This is a genomic window from Orrella marina, from assembly GCF_003058465.1.
In the GTDB taxonomy this organism is placed as follows: Bacteria; Pseudomonadota; Gammaproteobacteria; order Burkholderiales; family Burkholderiaceae_B; genus Algicoccus; species Algicoccus marinus.
On record NZ_CP028901.1, the window covers coordinates 622,562 to 647,845 of the forward strand.

Sequence of the window (25,284 nt, forward strand, 5' to 3'; positions counted from 1 at the left end):
ACAAGCATGATTAAGGCACACGCCATCCGTATTGATCAGCACGGCGGTGCGGATCGCCTTCAACTGAAAGAAATCAACATTGAATCACCAGCCAGTCAGGAGGTACTGGTGCGCAACACCTCCATTGGTGTGAACTATGCGGACATCTATGAACGTGAAGGCGATCATGGTGGTCCCCATAGCGCCCGCAAAATGCCCATTACGCTTGGACGAACGGCAGCAGGCATCGTGCAGAGTACCGGGGCGGCGGTGGCCGGGTTAAAACCTGGTGATCGCGTTGGCTACATTGCGCCAGACAGCTATGCAACGCACACCCTTGTGTCAGCCAGCAGGGTCGTGAAGATACCTGACCATGTGGCAGATGATGTCGTGGGTGGCTATCTGCTGCGGGGGCTCACAGCAGAGTATCTGCTATGTCGCCTGTATCCGGTTAGTGAGCGTTCGACCGTTTTGGTTCATGCTGCTGCGGGTGGTATGGGTCTGCTGCTTGGGCAGTGGAGTGCCAGACTCGGAGCGCGTGTGATTGGCACGGTTGGTAGTCAGGCCAAGGCCGAGATGGCGCTTCAACATGGTTATGACGCTGTGATCAACTATTCGACCGAGAATTTTGTTACCAGAGTTCTGGAGCTGACTGATGGCCGCGGAGCGGACGTGATCTATGACGGGGTTGGTAAGGCAACTTTCAGGGGGTCCCTGGACTGTGTCAAACCCAGAGGGATGGTGATCAGTTACGGAACGGCCTCGGGTAATGTCGGGGAGTTCGACTTGCAGCTCTTGCACTCAAAGTCAATCATCGTTACCCGTCCAACCTTGCGCAGCTGGATCAGTGACCCGGATGAACTTGCCCAGGCTGCCCGCGCTTTCTTTGACGTACTCGCAAGCGGGACTGTGAAGACTCCGATCGGTGCTCGTTTGCCCCTTGCAGAAGCCGCAACAGCGCACCGTCAGCTCGAGTCCAGGCAGTTATCGGCACCTGTTGTGCTTGTGCCCTGATTTTCACGCTGAGTGGTCTTGATCGAAGTTTGAATCAACAGAAATTTTCAAGGAGATGTCATGTCACTCGTGCTCTATCACGGCTGGACATCCAGTGCGTCGCGACGAGTCCGGTTGTTCCTGGAAGAGAAAGGCCTCACTTACGAGTCTCACGAGATTGATCTGGCTGCTCAGCAGCAGCATAGTCCGGAGTACCTTCGGATCAATCCCAACGGGGTGATACCCGCCATCATTCATGATGGACGTGCGTTGCATGAAAGCGCGACCATTTGTGAGTATATCGATGAGGTCTTTCCAGAGCCCCCACTATGCCCCTCAGACCCGTATGATCGGGCCAGGATGCGTAACTGGGTGCGTCATGTCGATGGGTTGATTGGCAATCTGATCCGCTTTAACTGGCGGCACCGTATTCAGAAACGGGCCGAGTCGATGAGTGATGAAGAACTGGAGCAGATGATTGCCCGGATTCCGAGCCCAGAGCGCCGGGAAGCGTGGCGACGTGTTGCACGAAATCCTTACACGGAGACTGAGCTTGCTCAATCGCGGTCAAATCTGGAAGCATTGGTCCGGGAGATGGAATCGATGATGACAGGAGGCTGGCTGATCGGTGGAGCGTATTCTCTTGCCGACATCGCTGTTGTGCCGTTCATTGCGCGCATCAGTGAAGAGATTTCGCCATCTGCCGTCACCCAGGCTGTGAATCCGAAAGTCACAAAGTGGTGGGCGGCCATCCAGGCTCGACCAGCATTCGAGCGCGCCCGAATCGACCCGTTTATGACGGCGTAAAGCATATGTCAGGCAGTGGTTGGCGAATCTTTGGCTAGTGGCTGACTCGGGATCCATGACGACTTTGCGTGCAATGCGGGGCTGTGCCGGCTTCAGATGGCGCATGTTCCCTGGCACCATCTCAATAGACTCAGGCGTGTTTGCTGTCCTGTTCCCGCTGTCTTTGTCTGAGCCACAGGATTAGTCGGTCTGCTGGAAGCGGTCGAGAAAAGTAGTAGCCTTGTCCGATCTTGCACCCCAGGTCCGTCAGGTAAGTTGCATCTTCGATGGTTTCAATGCCTTCGGCGACTGTGGTGATGCGCAGTCGCTTGGCCACATTGATGATGGAATCCAGAACAATGGCTGGACGAGACTGAGTTGACGCGTCATGAATGAAGGAGCGGTCAATCTTGAGTTCAGTCACAGGTAAGGTTCTGAGCTGCTTCAAGGACGTGAAGCCTGTTCCGAAATCATCCAGAGAAACTCCAAATCCTGCAATACGAAGCCGGGTCAGCGCCTCCAGCAGTTCGAGATCATTGGCAACAAACGTTGTTTCGGTCAGTTCGAGCAAGATCTGTGATGGCAGAATCCAGCGAGAATCCAGAATTTCTCTCCAGCGATTGATGTTCTCGCTGTCTTGCAGGGAAGTGGCGGAAATGTTCACGCTCAGACGCAGGGAGGGCAGATCTCTGGGCCAGGCAACGATGAGGTCACAGGCTTGCGCCAGAACCTGACATGTCAGGGCATCCATCAGGCCGTAAGCCTGCACTTGATCGATAAACTGGCCGGGCTGCAAAAGACCCCACTGAGGCGTTTGCCAGCGAACCAGGGTTTCAGCCCCGCTGAACTGATCCGTCTGAAGATCGATTTTTGGCTGAAAACAGGTGATGAACTCATGGTTTTTCAGCCCCTCGACAATGGACTCCTGCGTCACGCTAGTGGATTCCATCAGTGCACTGACGGAGCAGCCCCGGGTATGTGCGGACTTACGCGGAGGGTCGAGCAACATCAGCTTGAGTGCCGTCGTGTCAATTGGTTTGGGAAGGCAGCCAGCGATTCTGGTCCCTGACTGTTGCAAGACCCGCAAACTGGATTGGTATATATCGGCTGGCAGAGCCGAGGTCAGCACGATGGTGCCGAGACGGTCAGCCGCTGCAATTTTCAGGAACGCCAGTCCATCCATGCCTTCTAGTCTGAGGTCGCAGATCGTGGCATCAAAGTAGCCTGGCTGGCTGTTCAGACAGGTGAGCACCTCTTCTGCACTGGCGGCCTGTGTGATACGAGTCACGCCAATGGACCGAAGTGCAGCGACCGCAGCCATGCGCTGAAACTCATTGTCCTCCAGAACGAGTACGTGAGGATTGTATGTATGGATGAGAGACATGGCTGTGGGGGAGTGTGAGTTAAAGAGTCAGGCATTGCTGGGGCTTGACCAGGCGTGAAGGGCTGGCGATGCGGGTTATACGGTGGTGCAACAGTTTCAATCGTGAGCGACTGGTCTCAATGGCAAATTCACTGTGAATGTTGTTCCGATTCCCGGTCGGGATACCATTGAAATCTGGCCCTGCATCAACTGCACAAGCTGTCTGACGATCGCCAGGCCCAGGCCAAATCCTTCTGTCTGCTCATGTCCACTTGAACTAGACTGGAAGAATCGGTCAAACACTGTGGACTGGTGTTCTTCAGAAATGCCTCGACCTGTGTCGCGAACCTGGATTATGAGCTCACCAGGTCCCGTACCCGCCAGTACAGTCACGCTACCCTTGGGGGTGAACTTGATGGCGTTATGAATCAGGTTGTGCAGAATCTGTAGCAGCTTGACTCGATCACAGGTGTATTTTTGTGGGACGTCCGGGGCGACTTCCAGGGTCAGGCTGAGTCCTTTTGCGCGTGCACTTTGCTGGTGGGAATCGATCGCCTCCTGAAGCAGACGTCTCAGATCCTCATCCTTGAGAGCCAGATCCATCTGGCCTTTCTCGATCCGGTTCAGTGCCAGGATTGAGTTCACCAGCGAGAGCAGGTGCGAGCCGCTTTGCTGAATGTTGCGTAAAAATCCCGCTTTCTCCGGATTTGTTTCCTGGATCTCGAGCAGTTCGGCATAGCCGAGAATGCCATTGATCGGGGTGCGAAGCTCGTGCGACACATTTGACAAAAACTCGGACTTGGCGCTGTTGGCCTGAACGGCCTCCTGCCTGCTTTCGTGAATCTTGTCGACAAACCGACCTACGACAAACGCAAACCCGTAGATGACCAGAGAAAGCAGGGTGGCAAGGACGTAGATCTGGGACTGCATCTCGTGAAACGGTGCCAGTTCTTCCCCCAGATCCACGCCGACCGCGACCACAAGTGGCATACGGTCAAGCATCTGGTATGACCAGATGCGATTGACCTTGTCAATCTCGCTGGAGGCTTCAAATATGCCCTCGGACAGGCCATTTTTCATCATTGTCTGAAAGACGACTGAATCCGAGACATCGACTCCTATGGCCTGGTCAGATCCAGTGCGTCGAACCAGGATCAGACCGTCGGTGCGGGTCAGGCTGATCACGCTTTGCTCGTTCAGGCTGAGAGAACCATAGACATCGGTGAAGTAATAGGGGTCCATCGAGACAACGACCACACCGCCGAATGTTCCTTCATCTGTATTGATGCGTCGTGTGAACTGGATCGAGGCTTTGCCAGATACCCGGCCTACCACCGGCTTACCGATGTAGAGCTGCTCCGAGTCCTGGTCGAGATGCACCTTGATGTGTTCCCGGTCAGACAGATTGACGCGTTCAAAGGAGCGAGTTGACAGCGCGACATCTGCATTCGCATCGACAACCGTAAAGAGTGTAAAGATGTCTTCAGTCAGTGCCTTGTCCTGGACCATCTGGTTCAGGTCCAGGGCCATTGCCTGACGCTGGAACTCACGCTTTATATAGATTGCAGCCTGATCTGCGAGCTGGATTGTGCGGGTAGCGTGGGCGTGAAGAGAGCGGGTCACTGATACGAGATTGCGCTGAGTCATCTGCATATGCATGTCTCTGGCCAGGTGCAATTGATACAGCGTGATGGTCCACAGCCCGACTGTAAGGGCTGTGGCTAGCAGATAAGCCAGCGTTCGCGCTCGGGAAGAAGGAGGCGAGGAAGGTGTCATGTGTCAGATGGAATCCATGGCATGGGGCGAACGCTCTCAAGCGCTAAAGCCTGATCCATAGGACTCGTCAAATACCTGAAGGCTGAGTCTGGAGGAAAAACCGGATCAGGAAGAGGCTGCAGGAGCATGGAGCATCAATAAAAATGTGAATTTTAGTGAAAAAAATAACAAATTCATTTTATGTGGTTATGGGTTGATTTTGTGAGTGAAATGCTCAAATTTGCACCTGATCAACTCTGGAAGTGATGCTGACCGGTGTCTGTCTCGTCCAGGCAACATTTTGTGATCGCCCCGGGTTGCAGATACGATGTGACTGCTCGAATTTGTTTGCTGGTCCTGCTGCGTCAGAGAACGGCTTGTGCCTGCCATCCCGCCGCATTGCTGCTTCTGCTCTGAAACGGAGCGGCGGATGGCAGAGTTTGACCAGGGCAGAGAACTGGTCGATACATCAATGCATTGCCGCAGTTGCCAAGCCATTTTCCAGAAGGTTATGCACAGATGATGGGGATAACTACGAACCGAGTTGCGCGGACCGGACAGGAATACGCTGACATGGTCGCCAACTTCACCGGGAATCTGCCGGCCAATCTCACTGCTAGCCAGTGAGGCACCCAGAAAAGAGTCTGATGCGTAGTGCGCAGGATGAACTCTGGCGATGCGGGTCCTTGATCCCACCGTGGGTCTGCCCGATCATTGTTGATACGGCTACTGTCATCTGATCGCAATAATTGGGCAGATTGTTCATATCCATTGTGCGACAGACACTTGCAACGCCTGCCAACGGCTTGTCCCAAGGGTTATGCACAGATGATGGGGATAACTACGGATGGAACGTCCAGAAGCTTTGCGGATGGACGTGATGCTCTCTACATGATCTTGCTCAGCCCGTCAAAAAGCACGGGTTAACCCGGTCTGCTCAGGTTTTCATGCGTAGCAGGTCAGTGTTTGCAGCTTGATCGCTCAGGGGCTGTCACCTGATCGCAATAATTGGGCAGGTTATTCAAATCCTTTGTGCAACGGACACTTGCAGCGTCTGCCAACGGCTTGTCCCAAGGGTTATGCACAGATGATGGGGATAACTACGGATGGAACGTCTAGAAGCTTTGCGGATGGACGTGATGCTCTTTACATGATCTTGCTCAGCCCGTCAAAAAGTACGGATTAACCCGGTCTGTTCGGGTTGTCATGCGTAGCGGGTCAGTGTTTGCAGCTTGATCGCTCAGGCGCTGTCACCTGATCGCAATAATTGGGCAGGTTGTTCAAATCCTTTGCGCAACGGACACTTGCAGCGTCTGCCAACGGCTTGTCCCAAGGGTTATGCACAGATCGTGGGGATAAGTCCGAACGCGTTCTACCCGACCCTGGAAAGTACGCCCCCGGCTTGCCTGCTGTTGTGAGACATCAGGTCCGCAAGGCATTTCTGCGGATGGTGCAGGCATCGTAAAAGAACATTCTGCAACCGTCCGCAACCGTCCGCAACTGTCTGCTGCCATCCTGGCGCAATGAGCAGCCAGGACACAGCACTTCAGATTCTGCGCTTACTCGTCAAGAGACTGCGCCAGCACCTTGTCCACAAATGTTGTCGCATGGCCGATGTAAGCATGTGGTGAGAGCATCTGGTCAATTTCGGATTCGCTCAGACGTTCTGCAATCTCGTGATTCTGCATCAGCGCGTCCTTCAGGGGTGTTTGCTTCTCGAACACCTGCATACAGATCTGATAGAGAATCTCGTGCGCTTCCTGACGGCCTAACGCCTCGCTTAGCCCCATCATCACGGACTCCGACATCAACAATCCCTGCTGGGTGAACAGGTTGCGTTCCATGTTCTGCGTGCGCACGCTGAGTCCGCCAGTCACGAACGCCATTTTCTTGATGGCGGCATGGGTAAGATTGAACACCTTGCCAACGTACTCGCGCTCTGACTGAAGCACGACCTTGTCGCGCTCATGGTCAGCGACGATGCCTTCAATGGCGAGCGTCACCGTGGACTTGACAATACGATTGACGGCGATGACCCCCTCACAGATCGGTGGGTTGCGTTTGTGTGGCATCGTGCTGCTGCCGACTTTGCCGGTGGCAAACGGTTCTTCCAGCTCGGCCGTTTCAGTCTTCTGGAGGCTGAATATCTCATGCGCAATCTTGCCAGCCGTGCCGCAGGCAATCGCCATAACACAAATCAGTTCGGCCATACTGTCGCGTGAAGTGTGCCAGGTGATGACCGGGCATCCCAGTCCGAGTTCCTTGAAAAGTCTTTCCTGAACCTCGACGCCGGATTCACCGAGTGCTGCCAGGGTACCTACTGCGCCAGAGAACTGCCCGACAAGTACACGTTCGCGCATCTGGCGCAACCGCTGGAAATTCCTTCGCAGCTCTTCCGTCCAGCCGGCAGCCTTGAAGCCAAAGGTGATCGGCAGTGCCTGTTGTCCGTGGCTGCGTCCGACCATCACCTGGTCACGATACTTCCGGGCCAGTTCACGCGTGTTAGCGTAGAGTTCGCGATAACTGCTTTCGATGGCGTCCAGCGCGTCACGCACCTGCAAGATGGTGCCCGTATCCATGATGTCCTGCGTGGTTGCACCCCAGTGTATGTATTCGCCGGCATCACCTGAGCACACTTGTTTCATCGCGCGAAGCAGCGGCACGATCGGATGAGAGGTGCGGTCCATCTCGGCCTTGAGCTTTGCCAGGTCAATGTTCTCGACTCTGGATTGGCGAATGATCTCCTGGGCAGCGGATTCAGGAATGATGCCCATGTCACTCTGGACTTTGGCCAGTGCGGCCTCGACGTCAAGCCAGCGCTGGACGGTGGTCTGATCGCTGAAGATGTCTCGCATGACTTGCGTGCCGAACTGGTCACGGAATAGTTCGCTGTCAATGACATAGGCGGACATGTGTGGGTTCCCCTTTTGAGTTTTGATTGTGGTTTGTATGCGGTGTGCTGTCTCTGTTACGTCTGTCACCTGACTGAACCGGATTCATTGCAGACTGGCTTTGATCCTTGACGGACGAATCGATCGCGGCGAACCTGGATCAGCGGATGACGCAAGGAATCATAGACACATGGCGGGCCTGGTGGATACAGCGCCACCAGTGCGGTATCCACAGTGGCGAGTTCTGACCGATGATTCTGGTGAGTGAGGTTTTTAAATGCGGTTTTTAAATGCGGCTGCTTAAAATGAGCGATCCCGCTTGCTGCTGCTCGGCATTCACGCGCAGCAGCATGTGCGATCCATTCGATATCAGTACCCGCGCCCGACTTCGATCTGATGTAACGGTGGCTGGTTCTGTTGCACCCGTCGAATATTCAGGGCGATTTGTCTGGCGGCGGACCTGGGCAGTGCGACTGAGGCCAGATGAGGTGTGATCAACACGTTATCCATTTTCCAGAGCGGACTGTCCGGGCTCAGCGGTTCTTTCTCAAAAACATCGAGCGTTGCATGACCAATCTGACCATTTTGCAGACGCTCGGTCAGTGCGGTTTCGTCGATGATCTGTCCACGCGCCACATTGATCAGACAACAGCCTTGCGGTAGCTGATCAAGTCGTTGTGCGTTAAGTAAGTGATGAGTCTCCGAGGTCAACGGCATCAGAATGACCAGAATATCGCTGCGACCGAGCACGGTTTGCAGGGTTTCCAGGCCGTGTCGGCAGGTGATGCCTTTCACGGATTTTTCCGATCTCGACCATCCCCAGACATCGAACCCCTGACGGGCAATCTCTGTTGCTGCCCGCGTACCGAGCTCACCCAGTCCAAGTACCGTTACCCGGACGTCCTCAGGATTCTTCGGATGTATGTAGTGCCATTGCCCGAGTCTTTGGTATTGCTCATGCAAGTGAATGTGGCGGGCGTAACGCATGACAGCAAACAGGACAAATCCGGCCATCATCTGGCTCATATCCGGATCGACAAGCCGGGTGATCGGAATCGCTGGCAGGTCCTGACGCCCGACGAGTGCATCCACTCCTGCGCCCAGATTAATCACCATCTCAAGTTCAGGGTACTTTTCAAAGAACCCGGTTTCGGGCTTCCAGACCAGTGCGTATCGTACGGAATGTGGATCGATGTCATCGCCGTGGCGCACGACGTTCAGTTCCGGCATCGCCTGGCCAAGGGCCTGTTTCCAGTCATCAAAGCGATCCAGAGGACTCGCGAACACGAGGGTAGGTGGGGAGCTAGACTCAGCTTGAGAGTGACGGGGGTTGTGAGTGCTGTTCATGGCGGGAGGCAACGATATCAGGTGGGAGGTTGTTCTGCTCTGGTTGTACGGTGTCTGGTCAGAACGATGTGACTGATTGCCATCCTACCGCTCAGGAAGGGGTGGTGTCAGCATGTCAGTTCAATGTCTGTGAAATAGAGGGCCGCCAGAGGGGCGAGGGCGACAGGGCACAAGGGGGCAATAAAAAAACGCGCGAGGGCGCGGCGCTTGTCCGATCACGCCAGGATAGACATCAAACGGCTCTGATAAAGCGTTTCACATAAAGAATAGGCGGTTTGGTAATGGAGCCCGGCGCGTTCATGGCGAACGGTGCCGGGGGCGAGGTTCAGATCTTCGACGCTGCAAGGACGTCCAAACAGATATCCCTGATAACGCTCGCATCCCATCTGGGCCAGTCGCTCATGCTGCGCCCATGTTTCAACGCCTTCTGCGATTACATCGAGTTTGAGTGTGTTGCCCAGTTCGATAATCGTGCGCACAATGGCGTCGTCGTTCGGATTGAGCGACAGGTCACGCACAAATGCCTGGTCGATTTTGAGTTGATCGAGCGGAAGCTGGCGCAAGTGACTAAGAGAAGAGAATCCTGTTCCGAAGTCGTCAAGCGAGATTCGCACGCCCATTGCGCGTATCGCCTGCATGGTCTGGATTGCGACCTGCATATCCACGATCAGCTGGCTCTCGGTGATCTCGATCTCCAAGCAGGCCGGGTTCGCGCGAGTCGTTCGAAGAACCTGCTTGAGCTGGTCCACGAAGCTGGGTGCGTACAACTGTTTGGCACTGACATTGACTGCCACAACCAGTTCCCGGGTCTGCGGCGCGTCCTGCCATTGCGTGATCTGGCGACAGGCGGTTTCCAGTACCTGGAGTCCGATTTCAACGATCATGCCGCTGCTTTCCGCAAACCCGATGAACTCGCTCGGTGCAAGCAGACCACGGGTCGGATGTTGCCAGCGTACCAGTGCCTCGACGCCGGTAGGCGCCAGATTCGAGTCGACCTGGATCTGGTAAAACACCCGGAACTCCTTGTTCTCGATCGCCTGATGCAGCTCGTGTTCGAGTTGGGAGCGCAAAGTAGCGGCTTGCTCCATCCAGATCTCGAACAGTCTGATTTCGCCGGTGCCACTGGATTTGGCTTCGTAGAGCGCCAGTTCTGCATGACGTAACACGCGTTGTGATGACACGCCTCCTGAGCGAACCATCGCGGCACCAATCGATGCACTGGCACGATAGTTGACGTCATCCAGCAGATAGTTCTCGGTCAGTGCGCCCAGGATCTGCTGGGCCAGACCACGCAGCTGGGTGTTTCCATGGGTTGCACCTGGCGCGTTTAAACGCATCAGAATGGCGAATGTGTCGCCAGATAGTCTGGCAGCCTGCGATGTACTCCCATGCCGCCCACAAAATGTCCGTAGTCGCTTTGCGACCTGAATCAAAAGCAAATCACCGTATGCATGTCCGCGCGTGTCGTTCAGGCTTTTGAAATTGTCGAGATCGACCAGAATCAGTCCTAGCGCGCCAGATTCCTGGCGCATGATGGCCATCTCCGATTCAAGTGCATTCAGGAAACTGCTTCGGTTGGGCAACGAGGTCAGGCTGTCAAACCGGCTGAGCTCGTCCATGCGCCTGGCGACCTCGTGTTCCCGGGTCAGGTCGGTTGCCACACCGTAGATGGAATAAGGCTTGCCGTGCTCATCAAGCAAAGGCATCTTGACAGTGAAGACCGCCAGGCGGGTACCGTTGGCTTGCTGCAGAGATTCCTCTTTGCTGAAAAAACGCTCTTTCTCCGCGAGCAGATCGATGTCGCTCTCTGAGAGCAACTTCGCAGTGGGCTCATCGAACAGTTCCTTGTCCGTATGCCCGATGATGCGCTGGGCGGGCATGCCCAGCAGCTTGCACAGATTGTCGTTGACATACTGATAGACCAGTGACTTGTCTTTGATAAAAACGCCAGCGTCAATTGAATTCAGGATGGTTTCAAACTTTGCTTCTGTCGTGCGTATCTGTGCGGTTCGTTCGCGCAGTGTCTTGCGCTGAAACAATGCCATTGCCAGCGTGATCAGCAACAGCAAAGTCGCGCCACCAAGTCCCCACCAGACATTATCAGGCACTTCCTCAATGACAGTTCCACCAGCCCATCGCTTCAGATTGTCGTAGTAGAAAGAGTCTGTATCGGCCCGCCAGTCTGACAGATGTTCGTCAATCGCTGTCAGCAAGTCTGCATTCTGGCCTTTTGGCGTGGCGTAATAAAGACGTGCCGGATCAAACAGAATGTTGGTGGGTTCAATGTCTGAGCGCTGTGTTGCCATCGCACCAAAATGATGATTGGTGGCGATAAGGTCGGCCTTGCTTTGTTCCAAGGCAGCCAGGGCACTTTCGAAATTGCGAAAGGGGATGAGCTCGGCCTTGATCCCGAATCCGTCCAGAGCGGAGGCAAGATACTCCTGCTGCACTGACCCGTCGAGCACGGCTACCCTCAAGCCGTCCAGATCAAGTATCGAATCAACATCGATACCGGGACGAGCGAACAGTTGCGACCAGCTGTGATGGCTCGGTACGGTATGAAAGTCGTAGCGTTGCGCGCGCTGCGGAGTCAGTGCGACATCGGGCATGAGGTCGATACGCCCTGATTCCAGTGCATCCAGACACTCCTGCCAGTGGCAACTGACGGCCGAGATGTCCCAGTCTCGCTCCCGGGCGATTTCGGTGAGTAACTCCCCTAAGATGCCAGATGGTGTGCCATCTTCGTCTATGAAAATCTTTGGCGGATTGTGGTGTACGCCAACTGAAATGACACGGTCGGCGTGGCTATCACCCACGGTGGCCCAGCCCAGCATGATCGCACAGAATGTCTTGATGAATCCGTTAAAGATCTTCACTAACCTGTCCTTTCGGTCATTGGTCCCGAGGCAGTGATGAGGGCTGAAGTGCGTGACCGAAATGGGTAACTGGTGCCCGGAATGGACCGCGTTCAATGCTACTTGAGAACCCGGTGAAAATGAAGAATATTTTGTGATCAACCCGCTTGCTATGCTGTTGCTGTATGGCGGCATAAAGAATTGGTATTTGGCTGGTAGCGAACCGCGTTTGTAACCTTGTGAAATCAAATGAACTCATCAGGTCCGTTCAATAACAGGAGAAAGCACGACGACAGCAGTCTGCGATGGGGGGTGTTTGCGCGAGGTTGTGTGAGCGTACACCCTGCATGGCTGATGTCTGCATCGTCCGTCGAATTAGCGCCATGACAGCAACTGAACAAGCCACGCAGTCCGGTTCAGACCTCGACTATGCCCGGTTTCGGGAGGAGGTCGAGTCTTTCGTCAGAGAAAATTGCCCAGCCGACATTCGCCAGATCGTCAAGGATGGTCGCAAGATGCACCGCGAGCCCTGGGCGCGCTGGCAGGCAATACTGTTTCAAAAAGGATGGGGAGCACCCAACTGGCCGATCGAGCACGGCGGAACAGGGTGGGACACTTTGCAGCAGGCAATTTTCAATGAGGTGCTCGCAGAAAACGACTGCCCACCTCAATATCACCACGGCCTGCGTCACATCGGGCCTGTGATTCTGGAGTTTGGCTCAGCTGATCAGAAGGCGCGCTATCTTCCGACGATTCTGGACGGCTCGGAGTGGTGGTGTCAGGGATACTCGGAGCCGAATTCTGGATCTGACCTCGCGTCGCTGCGCACACGTGCCGAGATTCAAGGTGACGAATACGTGGTCACTGGTCAGAAGACCTGGACCTCACACGCCCAGGAAGCCGATTTGATGTACACCCTGGTGCGCACCAAAGAGGACACCAGGAAGCAGATGGGAATCAGCCTGCTTATTATCCCGATGGACAGTCCCGGGATAACGGTGCGCCCCATCCGGACTATTGATGGCTGGCACCACGTCAATGAAGTATTTCTGGACAACGTTCGCGTGCCACTCCAGAACTGCATCGGTGAACAGGACAATGGATGGCGCTACGGCAAGTTTCTGCTCTCTCGTGAGCGGCTGAACTCTGCCAACACTGGCAACCTCAATCAGAGTCTGAGCAGAGTCAGAGAGCTTGTTGAAACCCGACTGACAGGCACTGTGCATCGGCGCCGGCGAGAGTCCCTGCTCACCAGGCTGATCGGCATTGAAGCCGAGATTGCTGCGGTGCGCGCGCTTGGAATGGAAACGATTGATCTCGCCATGAAGGGCGATCCGATTACTTTGCAGCCCTCGGCACTCAAGCTGGTGAGCGCGAAGTTGTTTCAGTACTTGACGGAAACCGCCATGGAAGTGATTGGCCCTGACGCCGCCGCCCGCATGCCTCGCGCAGAGGACGCATCGTTTGACGGAAACATGGAGGCGGCACTTTGGGCACAGAACTACTTTTACTCGCGTGTTCGCACCATATACGGTGGCAGTGACGAGGTTCAGAAGAACGTGATTGCCAGACAGATTTTTGGGGATTGATCAGCATGAGCTTTAAAGCGAATCCAATATTCGAATCAGATTTTTCAGATTCGGCCGAGCGGTTTTCCCAGGCAATCGGACAAGAGCTGTCAGATGCGAAGCTGAACGAGACGACTGCTTCCATGTTCGAGTCCAAGTGGCGCGAGGCCATCGAGCAGGGGTGGCAGGCCTGCCTGGTGCCCGAAGAGCAGGGTGGACTTGGTGGCAGTCTGACTGATTTCTGCTCATTACTTGAGGCGGCTAGCCGTCACGCACTGAGATTGCCGGTTGCAAGTGGGTTCGGAATACCCGCCATCTTGCTGGGTGCACTGCAGAACACCTCGGTGCAACCGATGCTGGCTTCAATTGCTCAAGGCGAAATGAACATTCAGCCGGTTGTTCTGGATCCCGGTGCGTGTGATCTCAGGTTCATGCAGGACACGCTGCGTGCAGGCATCGAAGCCGATGGCAGTGTCGTGCTCAATGGCCAGATTGGAGGGGTGGAGCAAGTTCCAGGGTCCAGCGCGATCCTGCTTGTTTGCCCTTCTGATGGTGCGTTAACCGAATCCCCTGACAGTAATCATCCTGTCATCGCAAGTCTTGAATGGCGGGATGTAACTCGCTGGCAGGCACAGGCAGAGCGTATCGATGGCCGCACAACAATCAGTCTGGTGTTCGATCAGGTCCGGTTGCCTCCAGGCCAGGTTCTGGCAACCGGCGCGCAAGCTGCAAATGCGGTATCGAAGGCCAGAGATTTCGGGTGTCTGTTTGCCTGCGCAGGTGCAGGAGGTGCCATGGGTATGAACATTGAACAGACCCTGCAATATCTCCGTGACCGGCAGCAGTTTGGGGTGAGTTTATCGAGCTTTCAGGCATTGCGTCACTATATGGCCGCTATTTACGCCAAGTACGAGTGCTATCGGGCACTGGTGCGTGCCATTGTAGGCCGTGTGCAGCAAAACGGGCAGGTGGATCATCAGGAGTTGTCCTTGCTAAAGGTTTATCTCGGACAGGTAGGGCAGATGATTGCTCACACGGTGATCCAGGTTCACGGGGGAATGGGGATGACCGAAGACCTGTTTGCATCGAGACTGAACAAGAGCATCCTGATGGCCAGTATGGAGTACGGTGACGGTCAGTTTCACACTGGTCAGCTGCTTGATGCAAGGCTTGCTAGCGCCTGATCAACTGCAGTGCAATGAGAAGAGATGAGCACTCACCAGATGTTCATCCCTTCTCTCTTGTTTCGTTCTGTCGCTTGCTTGCTGTCGAGCCATTTGCGGGTGGCTTTCCGAGTTCATCCCCGGAGTCACAGTTGCAGATCTGGTTCAGGTTGGCTTGAGTGGATTGACTGGCATTTTCGCGAAGTGGAATGCGCAGCACACTCCATGCACCGATCAAGCCGGCCAGTACCAGAATGAATTGCAACCAGGGCCGATCACTCAGAATCCAGATTGACAGGCTGATCATGGCAGTCATGGAGCCGATGGCAATCCACCTCACTCTGCGTGGCAGACTATGGTGTCTGACCCAGTCGCGCAACATGGGGCCTGTCCACCTGTTCGTGAGCAACCAGTCGTGAAGTCGCTGGGATGAGCGGGCAAAGCAGGCGGCTGCTAGCAGGATAAAGGGCGTGGTTGGCAGTCCAGGTAGTATCACGCCAAGCAACCCCAGCCCAAGCGCAATCAGTCCCGCAACCGTGTACGCGGTTCGCTGCCACATGGGTCTTCTCGAAGGATCCATCATGACCCGTGAATCAGCCACCCAAGCGGGTGGCGATAGAGTGCGATGCCGACCATCCAGAAGACGCAGACAATCGCGCCGACAAAAAAGACAGCTCTGGATGTCTGTGTGCTTGCGCGCTTTAGCGCAAACGAACCCAGTACGATGTAAAGCACCAGCAACAGCAGTTTTACTCCCAGCCAGCTGTGCACGACCGGGTTGTACTGCATCAGAATCCACAGGCTCACACCGGCAGTGAGCAGCACAATATCAATCTGGATGCTCAGTCGACGGATGGCTCGGCGCATGGGCCATGTGGCTGCTAGCTGAACCCCCAGGCCCCTTGCGACAAACAACATGATGCTCAGCGTGACCGCAATCTGGTGTGAGGCAAGCAGTGAAGGATAGAGCCACGGAGGCAGCAGGTTGGTCAACATGAGGCACGAGGGTCAGATAAGACGAACGGACTCAGACGTCACATACGTCGTGGCATGAACGAGACCTGGGAGGCTTCTTGCGCTCACAACCCCCCAAGCCTGAGTCACCATGCACCATTATCGCAGGGGCTCCTGATTGTTCCACCTATACCTGCTGGACAAGGATTCTGATATTCCATCATGGGCTGATCAGCATGACAGCAGACTGTCTGCACGCATTCTCTTGCCTGATGTGCGATATGCCATCTGATGTTCATCCGCCTGGTCAGAAGATCGAAGCGGATGGTTGTTCATAAGCTACTCACATGTGGCGAGTGATCACCGCATCCAGGCATACGCCACCCTGCTGTCTGACCAGGAACGGGTTGATGTCGATGCTGCTGATTTCATGTGAATAGTCTGAAGCCACTCTTGAGAGCTTGACGAGTGCATCGGTCAGGGCAGCGATGTCAAGCGCTGCTTGTCCTCTCCATCCTTTGAGCAACGCCGATCCTCTGACCTTGTCGACTAGCGCGAGCGCATCGCTTTCCTTGAGAGGCGCCGACGCAAAGGCGACATCCTTGAAGAGTTCGACCGAGATGCCTCCAAGCCCGAACATGATCATTGGGCCAAAGACTGGATCAAACGATGTGCCGAGAATGGTTTCCACACCATCACCTGCCATGGGCGACACCAGGATGCCGTCAATGATTGCATCTGGCTGTTTCGCGCGCGCTCGCGACAATATGGTGTCATATGCCTGACGAACCTCTGCTTCGGAGTTCAGATTCAGTATGACCCCGCCGATTTCAGTCTTGTGCAGGATTTGCTCGGAGACAATTTTCATGGCAACTGGCAGACCGAGTGACATGGCGGCCTGAGCGGCCTGGTCAGGGCTATTGCAAAGTTGCTCCTGCAAGACGGGTAGGCCTTGTTCGTGAAGAAACGATTTGGCCAGCGTTTCGTTGCCGACGTCCGGTAGCCTGGGCAAAGATCCTCCTGGCCCGGATGGTAATCGTCTCAGCCTTTCCCGTCGTTCCACAATTTGGCGGTACGCACCAATCGCCTTGACAGCCCGGGAAGGATCGGCCAGCACCGCAAACCCGTTTGCTTCAAGCTCCTTCACAACACCGGCGTCCGACGGTCCGATCAACACAAAACAGCGTTCGGGATACTTTTCACGCAGCTTGTACAGCTCTAGCTTCATCGGCTCGAATTTGACCGGGGCGGCTGCACTCTGTGCCATGTAGAGCAGCATGATTGGCCAGTCTGTCTGCGACAAAATCTGGTCCATTACCAGGGTCACACCATTCTTGACTGCGGAGACCTGTGCCGTGGTGTCCATCGGGTTGCCGATTGGAGCAAACGACAAAAGGGCTCTTATCTCCTTGGCGCTCGAGTCTGGCAACGCTGGCAGTTCAAGCTGACTCGCTTCGCAGTCATCTGCCATCAGGATGCCGATTCCCCCCGACACCGTCACGATACCCGCCCGTCGACTGGAGGGCTCTGGCAGTTGTGCGCAAAAGTAGGCTATATCCAGCATCTCTTCAATCGAACGCGCACGCCATGCACCACACTCCTCGAAAATCGCTTCAAATACGGTGTCATTCCCGGCAAGTGACCCGGTGTGGGTGGCCGCTGCGGCAACGCCAACTTCGGACGTGCCAACCTTCATGAGAATGACGGGTTTGCCATGATCAGCCGCTTTGAGTAGCGCCCGGCGAAGCGCATTGCCGTCATTGCACCCTTCAATTGCAGCGCAGATCACCCGGGTTGCGGGATCGGTTGCGAAGTAATCGATGCATGACGCCACATCAATATCAGCCTCATTGCCGGTTGCCACAATCCGCGAAAGTCCCATGCCGCGCTGAATGGCGATCGAGTACGCACAAGAGCCAAATGCGCCACTCTGGGTGGCTATCGAAATTACACCGGGCGAGGGCTCAAGCGCTTCGAGTGCGGTAGAGAACGTTGCGAAGAACCGGTTTGATACGCCGACGACGCCAAGGCAGTTCGGGCCCAGGACTCGCATGTCGTTCTCGCGCGCAATCTGTATGACCTCTTCCTGCATAGCCTGGCCATGCTCACCTTCTTCCGCAAACCCTGAGCTAAAGAGCTGGATCATGCGGATTCCTTTGGCAGCACAATCCCGCATGGCCTGAGCACAGAACTTGGCCGGGAGAATGATGATCGCCTGGTCAACCTCACCTGGAATGTCCAGTACGCTGGGGTAGGCCCTCAGACCCTGGATCTCGTCATTTTTTGGATTGACAGGATAGATCTTCCCCTGGAAGCCGCTTTCCTTCATGAAACGGATCGGGCGTCCTCCTAGTTTTAGAGGATCCGATGATGCGCCCAGGATGGCGACCGAGCGAGGCTCGAAAAGCGAATTGAGATCATGCGGAGGTAGTTCGGATGTCATGGTGAAAAGTTGTCGCTGAGAGTGTTGAAGGTGGTGGTAGGAGGATGCGTAATCAGGCTGGCCTTAGACTTTTCTTGTAAATATCTGTGTTTTCGTGCGTTGTTACAGGAAACTGCGAGCGTCGATCTGAATCGTTCTGAGGGGCTTGTATGACGCATTCAGAATGCGATCTGGCATCTCGCATAGCCTCATGTTTCTGCAAGGTTCGGTCAGTAACTTGTTGAAAGTCGACGCGGTGACTTTTCAGGAGACAGGCTTTTTGAGGTGCCTTGCTGATCTGTCGCGGCAGGTCCGGGCTCTACAGACTGCTGTGGGCCGCCTGAAAGTTCGCCACTGTTCATTCGTCAGTGCAAGGCGGCCCGGCTAGACGCGGTTCAGCGTTATAGGTTCAGCGTTTTATTTACCGTCCTTTGTACACTGGCTGGCGCTTCTCCTTGAAAGCTCGCTGGGCTTCGGCCGTATCTTCTGTTTTGGACAGCGCAACGGTGATGTTCTGTTCGAACCTGTAACCTTCTCTGCGTGGCATGACTGCGGTCACCTGGCTTGCTTCCTTTGCATAGCGCAGCGCGATCGGTGCTTTCGAGGCTATCTCTTGTGCCAGTTCCATGGTGTAGGGCATCAGTTCTTCGGGCGGCAGGCTGGCCTCGATCAGGCCCAGTCGATACATCTCGTCAGCCGTGATTTTCATGCCGGTAAAGAACATCCGTCGGGCACGTGATTTGCCAAAAATGCTTTGCAGCATGGCAGTCCCGCCAGCCAGGCCGACGTTGATTTCAGTCATGGCAAAAACTGCTGTATTGGACGCGATCCAGATGTCGCAGGCCGTCATCAGTCCGAATCCTGCTCCGATCGCTGGTCCGTTGACGGCGCAAATGACAGGCTTGTTGCATTCTGAAATGGAATTGCTGCATTCGCGGACCAGGCGGTTGTGACGCCAGTATGCACCAGGCGTCGTACCCAGATTCGGGCGCTCGTTGATATCAGCCCCTCCCGAGAACGTCTTGCCCGTACCGGTCAGCACCACGACCTTGACGTCTGTGCGGTCGTTGAACGAGTCGAAGACCTCAATCAGTTCGCTGCGCAGTTGTGCGTTCTGGGCATTAACGGGTGGCCTGTTCAGGGTGACTACAGCGATGTCGTTTTCGACTTTGACATCCAGTGTTTCAAATGACATAAATAGTCCTCGGTGATGATTGACCGGAATGATGCTCCGGTCACATTAAACAGATTCCTGAAATCCGGTTTCTGGTGTTGTTGGATAGAAACGGCAGGTACAGGCCCTGGACTGTGTCAGTCACCAGGTGAGCTTGTGCTCTTCTGGCGTTCATCCAGTGTTTGTCTCTGACCTGTGTCTGCTGAACAGTCGGATTGTGTTGGATCTTTAGTCCACGATGATGGAAACACCTTCTGTGTTTACCAGTTTGGTCAGACGGGCAAGCTCGGAGTCCAGAAAGTCCTTGAAATCCTGCTGGGTTCCATTGCGCTGAATAATGCCTGTCTTGGCGATCACTTCGGCTACCTTTGGATCCTGCATCGCAGTCTCGATCGACTCAAAAATGAACGACTGAATATCTTCAGGTGTGCCGGTCGGAACGAAGAAGCCAAAGTAGCTTCCAAAGACCAGGTCAATGCCTTGCTCCTTGAAGGTCGGAACACCTTGAGCGTTCGGGTGGGGTCCGTCCGAAGCAATAGCGATGGCTTTAAGCTGGCCGGCTTCGACTCGACGCATGGAAGAGGGACCGTCAAAAATTCCAATGACCTGTCCACCCATCACATCGGTCATCGCTGGTGATGTGCCTTTGTAAGGGATGTGTGTGATCTTGACACCGGCTTCGGTTGCAAACAATTCGGCGGCAATGTGCGGACTGGACCCGTTACCGGAGGATGCGAGTGTCAGTTCGCCGGGATTTTTCTTGGCCCACTCGATAATCTCGCTCAGGTTGTTGAACGGCTGATCCTTGTTGATAACAAACATGTTGGACGAATTGCCGATCAGCAGGATTGGAGTCAGTGCTTTGGGGTCGTAGGGCAGGGAGCTCTTGAGCACCTGATTCGAGGTGAAACCGTAACTGGTCACCAGGATCGTGTAACCGTCAGGGTCTGCTCGTGTTGCTGCAGTCGTTCCAATGATCGTGCCACCACCTGGCCGGTTGTCGACCAGCACGGGTTGATCCCACATTTCTGAAAGTTTCTGTCCGATGGAACGCGCATATGCGTCGGTGACTCCGCCAGCCGAGTAGGGCACGATCAGCGTGACTGGCGCGTCAGGAAATTTGGCTGCAGCCGGTGAAGCGGCGATCGAGAGTGCCGCGGCGCAGATGGCGAAAACGGATTTCTTGAAGATGCGCATGAGTACTCCTGTTTATCTGTTTGGGTGTTATCCGGGTACAGCAACCCCGTGCAGACGTCAGAGGCTGCTGGTGTACAAGGGATTGATGGGGTGTTGCACGCCCGGCAAGATGGCCCCACTGTGTCTGGCACTTTGGCGGGGGCCACCGATTGCAGGCGATACTGGCTCAGAGACGGGCTGGCAAAGGGTTAGTTGCTTGCCTTGGACTCTTCAATAACCTTCTTCCATTTGGCGGATTCTGATTCGATCAGTGCGCCCAGTTGCTCAGGCGTACCCCCGACAACCGTGGAGCCATTCTTGAGAAACTTCTCGCGTACGTCCGGCTGCTGCAGGACGGCATTGACATCTCGATTGAGCTTGTCGATGATCGGACGGGGCGTCCCTGCAGTTGCAGTCAGGTAGTTCACAGGAAATGCGGAGAAACCCGTGAGATCGTCAGCAATTGGCGGTACATCGGGCAACATCGGGTTGCGCTCGGGTGTTGAGACACCAAGTGCCTTGACCGCACCTGATGCGATATGGGGCAGGTATACCGAAACGGTGTCGATTGTCATGGGTACCCGGCCACCAATGACTTGTGCCACGGCATCACCAGAGCCCTTGAACGGGATGTGCTCCATGTCGAGGCCAGACATGGACTTGAAGAGTTCCCCCGCCAGATGACTGGATGATCCTATACCTGAACTCGCAAAATTAAGCTTGCCCGGGTTAGCTTCGCCGTATTCGATCAGTTCCTCAACACTGTTGACCGGAAGGTCTTTGTGCACGACCAGTACGTTCGTACCCTGGATGAGCTGGATGATCGAATCAAAATCGTTCCTTGGATCGTAAGGTAACGATTCCATCAGATATGGGTTGGTCAACTGTTGTCCGGGTGTTGCGTAGAGAATGGCGTAACCGTCCTTCTCGCCCTTTGCGACGTAGTTGGCGGCAATGGTGCCTCCGGCACCTGGCTTGTAGTCGATGATGACGGGTTGGCCCAAGCGTTCGGACAAGGGGCCTGCGATGATTCGGGCGTTGTTGTCTGCGCCACCGCCAGGCGAGAAGGGCAAGATGATGCGTACAGTCTTGTTCGGATAGTCATCAGTTGCCCAGGCAGTGGTTCCCGCCAGTGCTAGCGCCAGCGCGGTACCCGTCAGAATTCCCTTGATCTTGAACATATGTATCTCCAGTTTGTGCTTTCTTGTCGAGGCCGTGTCCTGAAATATTTCAGACTGCCTGCTTGTTATTCAATGTCTTGTCCTGAGTGAACTTGCTGCTGCGAGGCAATACGTTTATTCAGAACACTACAACCCCACGCAAGATCCTAGTCACATACCTGTCTCATAGACAAATAACTCTTTTGTATGCTGCTATCAGTCAGAGGTATGGCGTGATCCGATGTGTACCATCGGGATACTTCTGGCCATGGCAGAGAAAAGCTGCGAAAGCCCTTTGATTGCGCGATCTGTGAGTGTCAAGCCCTTGTATTCAGTCTCAGCAAGGTAGGCATACTGCTATAGTTAAACTGGATAGTGAGTGCATGATCGCACCGCTTCAGTGCAAGATGCTCCTTATTGGTGACTCAGGAGGTTGATATCTAGCCATGAGATTGCAGCAACTGCGTTATCTGGTGACTGTCGCGCAGACCGGGTTCAACATTTCCGAGGCTGCACGATTACTGCATACATCCCAGCCGGGCGTCAGCCGTCAGTTGAAGCTGCTCGAGGAAGAGCTTGGGATGCCTTTGCTGTTGCGTACACGCAACAGTGTGACCGGCCTCGCACCGGGTGCGGATCCAGTGATGGCGCTTGCCAGACAGATTGTTTCCGACGTGGATCGATTACGCGATCTGGGTCGTCGTACCTACCGGAAAGTACGTAAATCTCTGTCGGTCGTGACCAATCACAGCATTGCTCGTTATCTGCTTGCCAGGCCACTTTCCGGATTTCGCGAAGCTTATCCATCGGTAGCAATCGAAGTCAGTCAGAACACTCCCGATGTTGCTTTGCAACAATTGCTTAACCAGGAGGTGGATCTCGTTCTCAGCACGCGGGCACCTGTCAATCAGTCGCAGTTGATCTGTGTGCCATGTTATTCCTTGTCCAGAATTCTGATCATGCCGCTCGATCACCCGTTGTCGCATTGCGCTGTACAGACTCTCGACGAAATTGCAAAGTACCCGCTTGTGATGTACACGGCACCTCATGCAGGGAGAACCTCGGTCGAGAACGCGTTTCGTTCGCATGGCATCGAGTTTCAGATTGCACTGACTGCTGCTGATTCTGATATTGTCAAAACCTGCGTGGCCGATGGGCTTGGAATTGCAGTAATCACCGCTTTGTCGTTCGATCAGGCGCGAGATACGAATCTGGTCGGCCGCTGCGTGAATCGCCTGTTCGAACCTAGCCCTGTCTACGCCGTGGCCCGGCGCGACAGTGCGGACGAAGAGGTCTTGTTGTCGTTCATCAACCAGTTTGCTCCACACATTACCTTTAGTGCCCTAAGGTCATTGCTCTCAGGCGGGCCGCTGCCAGAACCCAGGGTGATCGGGGCGCAGCGCCTGCCGGGCACTTAGCGGTGCGTGCCACTGCAAATGCTGTCTGTGCGTCGCATCATTGAGTGCCCCAACTGTCGCAAACGACAGCACATTGAACTGGTGCGGATATTGTTGTCGCACTCCGGTGCGGCCTACGCTGTGTCAACGAAGAGCACATAAATCCAGTACTCACTCTGAACAAGTTTTTTGGAACAGATCCGCTGTGCTATCTTGAAATACGCAGACATGACTAACCTGGAGTTCGAGTTTCAGACTAAGTCTCGTTAGATGGCATCACTGGATAATGCCTATCGTTGATGCCTTTAAATATGTGTTTCCGAGAGTCATGACTGTGCCGATTTAATCCGACAGAAGAGATACTTGCAGCCATGACTGAATTGAATGACACCCTCAAGCCTTTGCATGAACTTACACAGATCCGCTTCGAGCTGATCGGTCATGTGGGCGTTGTCCGAATGGACAATCCACCCGTCAACCCGATGAGCCGCATGCTGAGTGATGAGCTGACGTATGCACTCGATTACATATCCGAGATCGATGAGGTCAGAGCAGTGGTGCTGACAGGGGAAGGCAAAGTGTTTTGCGCGGGTGCGGACCTCAAGGGCCGGGCTGACGTGATCAAGGGCCCAGGCGATCTTCCAGCTCATTCGCGTCGAACCCGCGAGGCGTTTCATGCCATTCGCGAGTGTGCCAAGCCGGTAGTGGCCGCAATCAACGGTGCCGCGCTCGGGGCCGGTCTAGGAATGGCTGCCTCGGCCGATGTGATCATCACTTCAGAAAAGGGCTCGATCGGATTGCCGGAAATCGATGTTGGTCTGCTAGGGGGGTGTCGCCACGCGCAGCGACTTTTTCCGCATTCCTATCTCAGGATGATGGCCTTGACCGGTTACCGGGTTACCGGAGAGGAAATGTACCGCCTCGGCGTGGCGGTTAAAGTCACCAGGCCTGAAGAGTTGATGCAGGAAGCCATTGCACTTGCCACCACCATGGCGAGCAAGAGTCCGCTCTCTATCCGGTTGTCCAAACAGACGATGAACGCCATCGAGGACATGAGTCTGCGTGATGGCTACCGTTATGAGCAGGATATGACGGCAGCAATCGCCAGGACCGAAGACGCGAAGGAGGCACAACGTGCTTTCCTCGAAAAACGTGCGCCGAACTTTGTCGGACGGTGAGCATGCTTGTGCTCAGTACGGCCAGTTGTTCCGCTCTTGCCTTCAGAGGTGGAGAGATGTTTTGAGTGCTCATGCGCGGTCGAGGCGGCACAACAATATTTGACTTTTAACAGCGTCCATCGATGAGACATCCAGAGTGAATCGCCAGGCACACTCGATACAAGGCGTTTCGCGATGGACGAAACTGAAAGTCTGAGTCATCGCTGATGGGTCTGCTGATCCCACGTGGTTTTCATTCCCGGATAGTGAATAAAGACGTTGTATGCAACTTTGAGGAAATGCCTCTGTGTTGTCGGGAAGGTTGCGTTTTGCAATGAGCGCCAGATCCCGTGAGGTATCTGGCGCCGGAGCATAGGCACATGCTGATCGCGGTTCCACCGAGGCAGGCTTGGCTACAGGTGGCGGGGTGCTTGAGCTACCACCAGTGAGGGCTTCCCGGCTCCCCGGTTCTTTCGGGAGGGGTTACTCGAGACCCAGTGCTGTCAGTTTGGGGCCTAGACCAAGAATCTCAACCGTCGAGATCCCGGACTCAATCTTGGTCCTGATCCCGTCTTCCTTGGCCTCTCTTGCGTTTGCAGAGTCCAGGGCCGATTGTGCGTCTTCGCTTTTGATTACGACCACTCCATCACGATCACCGACAATGATGTCGCCAGGTCGAACATTCACGCCAGCGCAAATAACTGGAACGTTGACTTTGCCAGCTTGCTCCTTGTTCGTGCCTTTGATCGACAGTCCTTTGCAAAACACAGGAAATCCCAGTTCGAGAATTGTGTTTGCGTCCCTGACTGCACCGTCAATGACCAGGCCCACAATCCCTCGCTTCATGGCGGCAAGCGTCAGCAAGTCTCCCCACGGGCCGGCTTCAAGAAAGCCTTTTGCGTCGACAACCAGGACATCACCGGGCCGGGCTTTGGTTAGTGCGTAATGAATCATCAGGTTGTCATCCGGGCGCGTGTCCACAGTGAGCGCGCGCCCAATCATTCTGCAAGTTGGATCGATGGGTTTCATTTCATGATCCATTGCACCGATCTGGCCCTGTGCTTCGTGAATCGTTGCGGTCCCGAGAGCGTTGAGTTGTTGCAATAGGGTTTCTTGACTAGTCATTTCTTGTCTTGCTCCTTCT

General features: G+C 54.8%; 18 protein-coding genes. 6 read left to right on the plus strand and 12 right to left on the minus strand.

Features of this window, described 5'->3' with window-relative positions:
• The first annotated feature begins 6 nt into the window (after positions 1-6).
• The gene (locus tag DBV39_RS02770; RefSeq protein ID WP_108620257.1) at positions 7-993 is read left to right on the plus strand and encodes a quinone oxidoreductase family protein; all 987 of its coding nucleotides are present in this window, start codon (positions 7-9) and stop codon (positions 991-993) included.
• 60 nt (positions 994-1,053) lie between these two features.
• A complete protein-coding gene (locus tag DBV39_RS02775) occupies positions 1,054-1,779 on the plus strand; it encodes a glutathione S-transferase family protein (RefSeq protein WP_108620258.1) in 726 nt (241 codons plus the stop codon).
• A gap of 130 nt (positions 1,780-1,909) precedes the next feature.
• Here DBV39_RS02775 and DBV39_RS02780 read toward each other — a convergent pair whose 3' ends face one another.
• From DBV39_RS02780 to DBV39_RS02805, 5 genes are all read right to left on the minus strand, one after another.
• Positions 1,910-3,079: an EAL domain-containing response regulator gene (locus tag DBV39_RS02780; RefSeq protein ID WP_159078760.1), complete on the minus strand. Its 1,170-nt coding sequence runs from the start codon at positions 3,077-3,079 to the stop codon at positions 1,910-1,912.
• Positions 3,080-3,238: 159 nt separating this feature from the next.
• Complete coding sequence (locus tag DBV39_RS02785) at positions 3,239-4,897, minus strand: sensor histidine kinase (protein ID WP_108620260.1); 1,659 nt, start codon at positions 4,895-4,897, stop codon at positions 3,239-3,241.
• Positions 4,898-6,435: 1,538 nt separating this feature from the next.
• The gene (gene purB / locus DBV39_RS02795) at positions 6,436-7,788 is read right to left on the minus strand and encodes an adenylosuccinate lyase (protein ID WP_108620262.1); all 1,353 of its coding nucleotides are present in this window, start codon (positions 7,786-7,788) and stop codon (positions 6,436-6,438) included.
• Positions 7,789-8,136: 348 nt separating this feature from the next.
• Positions 8,137-9,114: a 2-hydroxyacid dehydrogenase gene (locus tag DBV39_RS02800; RefSeq protein ID WP_108620263.1), complete on the minus strand. Its 978-nt coding sequence runs from the start codon at positions 9,112-9,114 to the stop codon at positions 8,137-8,139.
• 215 nt (positions 9,115-9,329) lie between these two features.
• On the minus strand, positions 9,330-11,990 hold the full coding sequence (locus tag DBV39_RS02805; protein ID WP_159078761.1) for an EAL domain-containing protein: 2,661 nt from the start codon (positions 11,988-11,990) through the stop codon (positions 9,330-9,332).
• 362 nt (positions 11,991-12,352) lie between these two features.
• Here DBV39_RS02805 and DBV39_RS02810 point away from each other — a divergent pair, with 362 nt between their 5' ends.
• Both DBV39_RS02810 and DBV39_RS02815 read left to right on the plus strand, forming a co-directional pair.
• Entirely contained in the window at positions 12,353-13,558 is a 1,206-nt protein-coding gene (locus DBV39_RS02810) for an acyl-CoA dehydrogenase family protein (protein WP_108620265.1), read from the plus strand.
• A gap of 5 nt (positions 13,559-13,563) precedes the next feature.
• Entirely contained in the window at positions 13,564-14,721 is a 1,158-nt protein-coding gene (locus DBV39_RS02815; RefSeq protein WP_108620266.1) for an acyl-CoA dehydrogenase family protein, read from the plus strand.
• A 43-nt stretch (positions 14,722-14,764) separates the two neighbouring features.
• On the opposite strand, the gene DBV39_RS02820 is transcribed toward DBV39_RS02815, so the two are convergent.
• From DBV39_RS02820 to DBV39_RS02850, 6 genes are all read right to left on the minus strand, one after another.
• Positions 14,765-15,259, minus strand: a complete 495-nt coding sequence (locus DBV39_RS02820; protein WP_227870781.1) for a YbaN family protein — start codon at positions 15,257-15,259, stop codon at positions 14,765-14,767.
• 20 nt (positions 15,260-15,279) lie between these two features.
• Positions 15,280-15,696 carry a SirB2 family protein gene (locus tag DBV39_RS02825; RefSeq protein WP_108620268.1) on the minus strand — a complete coding sequence of 139 codons (417 nt, stop codon included), beginning with the start codon at positions 15,694-15,696 and terminating at the stop codon, positions 15,280-15,282.
• Between the two features lie 301 nt (positions 15,697-15,997).
• Positions 15,998-18,097 carry an acetate--CoA ligase family protein gene (locus tag DBV39_RS02830; RefSeq protein ID WP_108620269.1) on the minus strand — a complete coding sequence of 700 codons (2,100 nt, stop codon included), beginning with the start codon at positions 18,095-18,097 and terminating at the stop codon, positions 15,998-16,000.
• 400 nt (positions 18,098-18,497) lie between these two features.
• A complete protein-coding gene (locus tag DBV39_RS02840; protein ID WP_108620271.1) occupies positions 18,498-19,271 on the minus strand; it encodes an enoyl-CoA hydratase/isomerase family protein in 774 nt (257 codons plus the stop codon).
• Between the two features lie 207 nt (positions 19,272-19,478).
• Entirely contained in the window at positions 19,479-20,447 is a 969-nt protein-coding gene (locus DBV39_RS02845) for a Bug family tripartite tricarboxylate transporter substrate binding protein (RefSeq protein WP_108620272.1), read from the minus strand.
• Between the two features lie 188 nt (positions 20,448-20,635).
• Positions 20,636-21,607, minus strand: coding sequence for a Bug family tripartite tricarboxylate transporter substrate binding protein (locus tag DBV39_RS02850; protein ID WP_108620273.1), 972 nt, complete (start codon positions 21,605-21,607; stop codon positions 20,636-20,638).
• A gap of 425 nt (positions 21,608-22,032) precedes the next feature.
• Here DBV39_RS02850 and DBV39_RS02855 point away from each other — a divergent pair, with 425 nt between their 5' ends.
• Positions 22,033-23,004: a LysR substrate-binding domain-containing protein gene (locus tag DBV39_RS02855; RefSeq protein ID WP_108620274.1), complete on the plus strand. Its 972-nt coding sequence runs from the start codon at positions 22,033-22,035 to the stop codon at positions 23,002-23,004.
• Between the two features lie 350 nt (positions 23,005-23,354).
• Positions 23,355-24,161, plus strand: coding sequence for an enoyl-CoA hydratase/isomerase family protein (locus DBV39_RS02860; protein WP_108620275.1), 807 nt, complete (start codon positions 23,355-23,357; stop codon positions 24,159-24,161).
• A 462-nt stretch (positions 24,162-24,623) separates the two neighbouring features.
• Here DBV39_RS02860 and DBV39_RS02865 read toward each other — a convergent pair whose 3' ends face one another.
• Positions 24,624-25,265, minus strand: a complete 642-nt coding sequence (locus DBV39_RS02865; protein WP_108620276.1) for a 4-carboxy-4-hydroxy-2-oxoadipate aldolase/oxaloacetate decarboxylase — start codon at positions 25,263-25,265, stop codon at positions 24,624-24,626.
• Between the last annotated feature and the right edge of the window lie 19 nt (positions 25,266-25,284).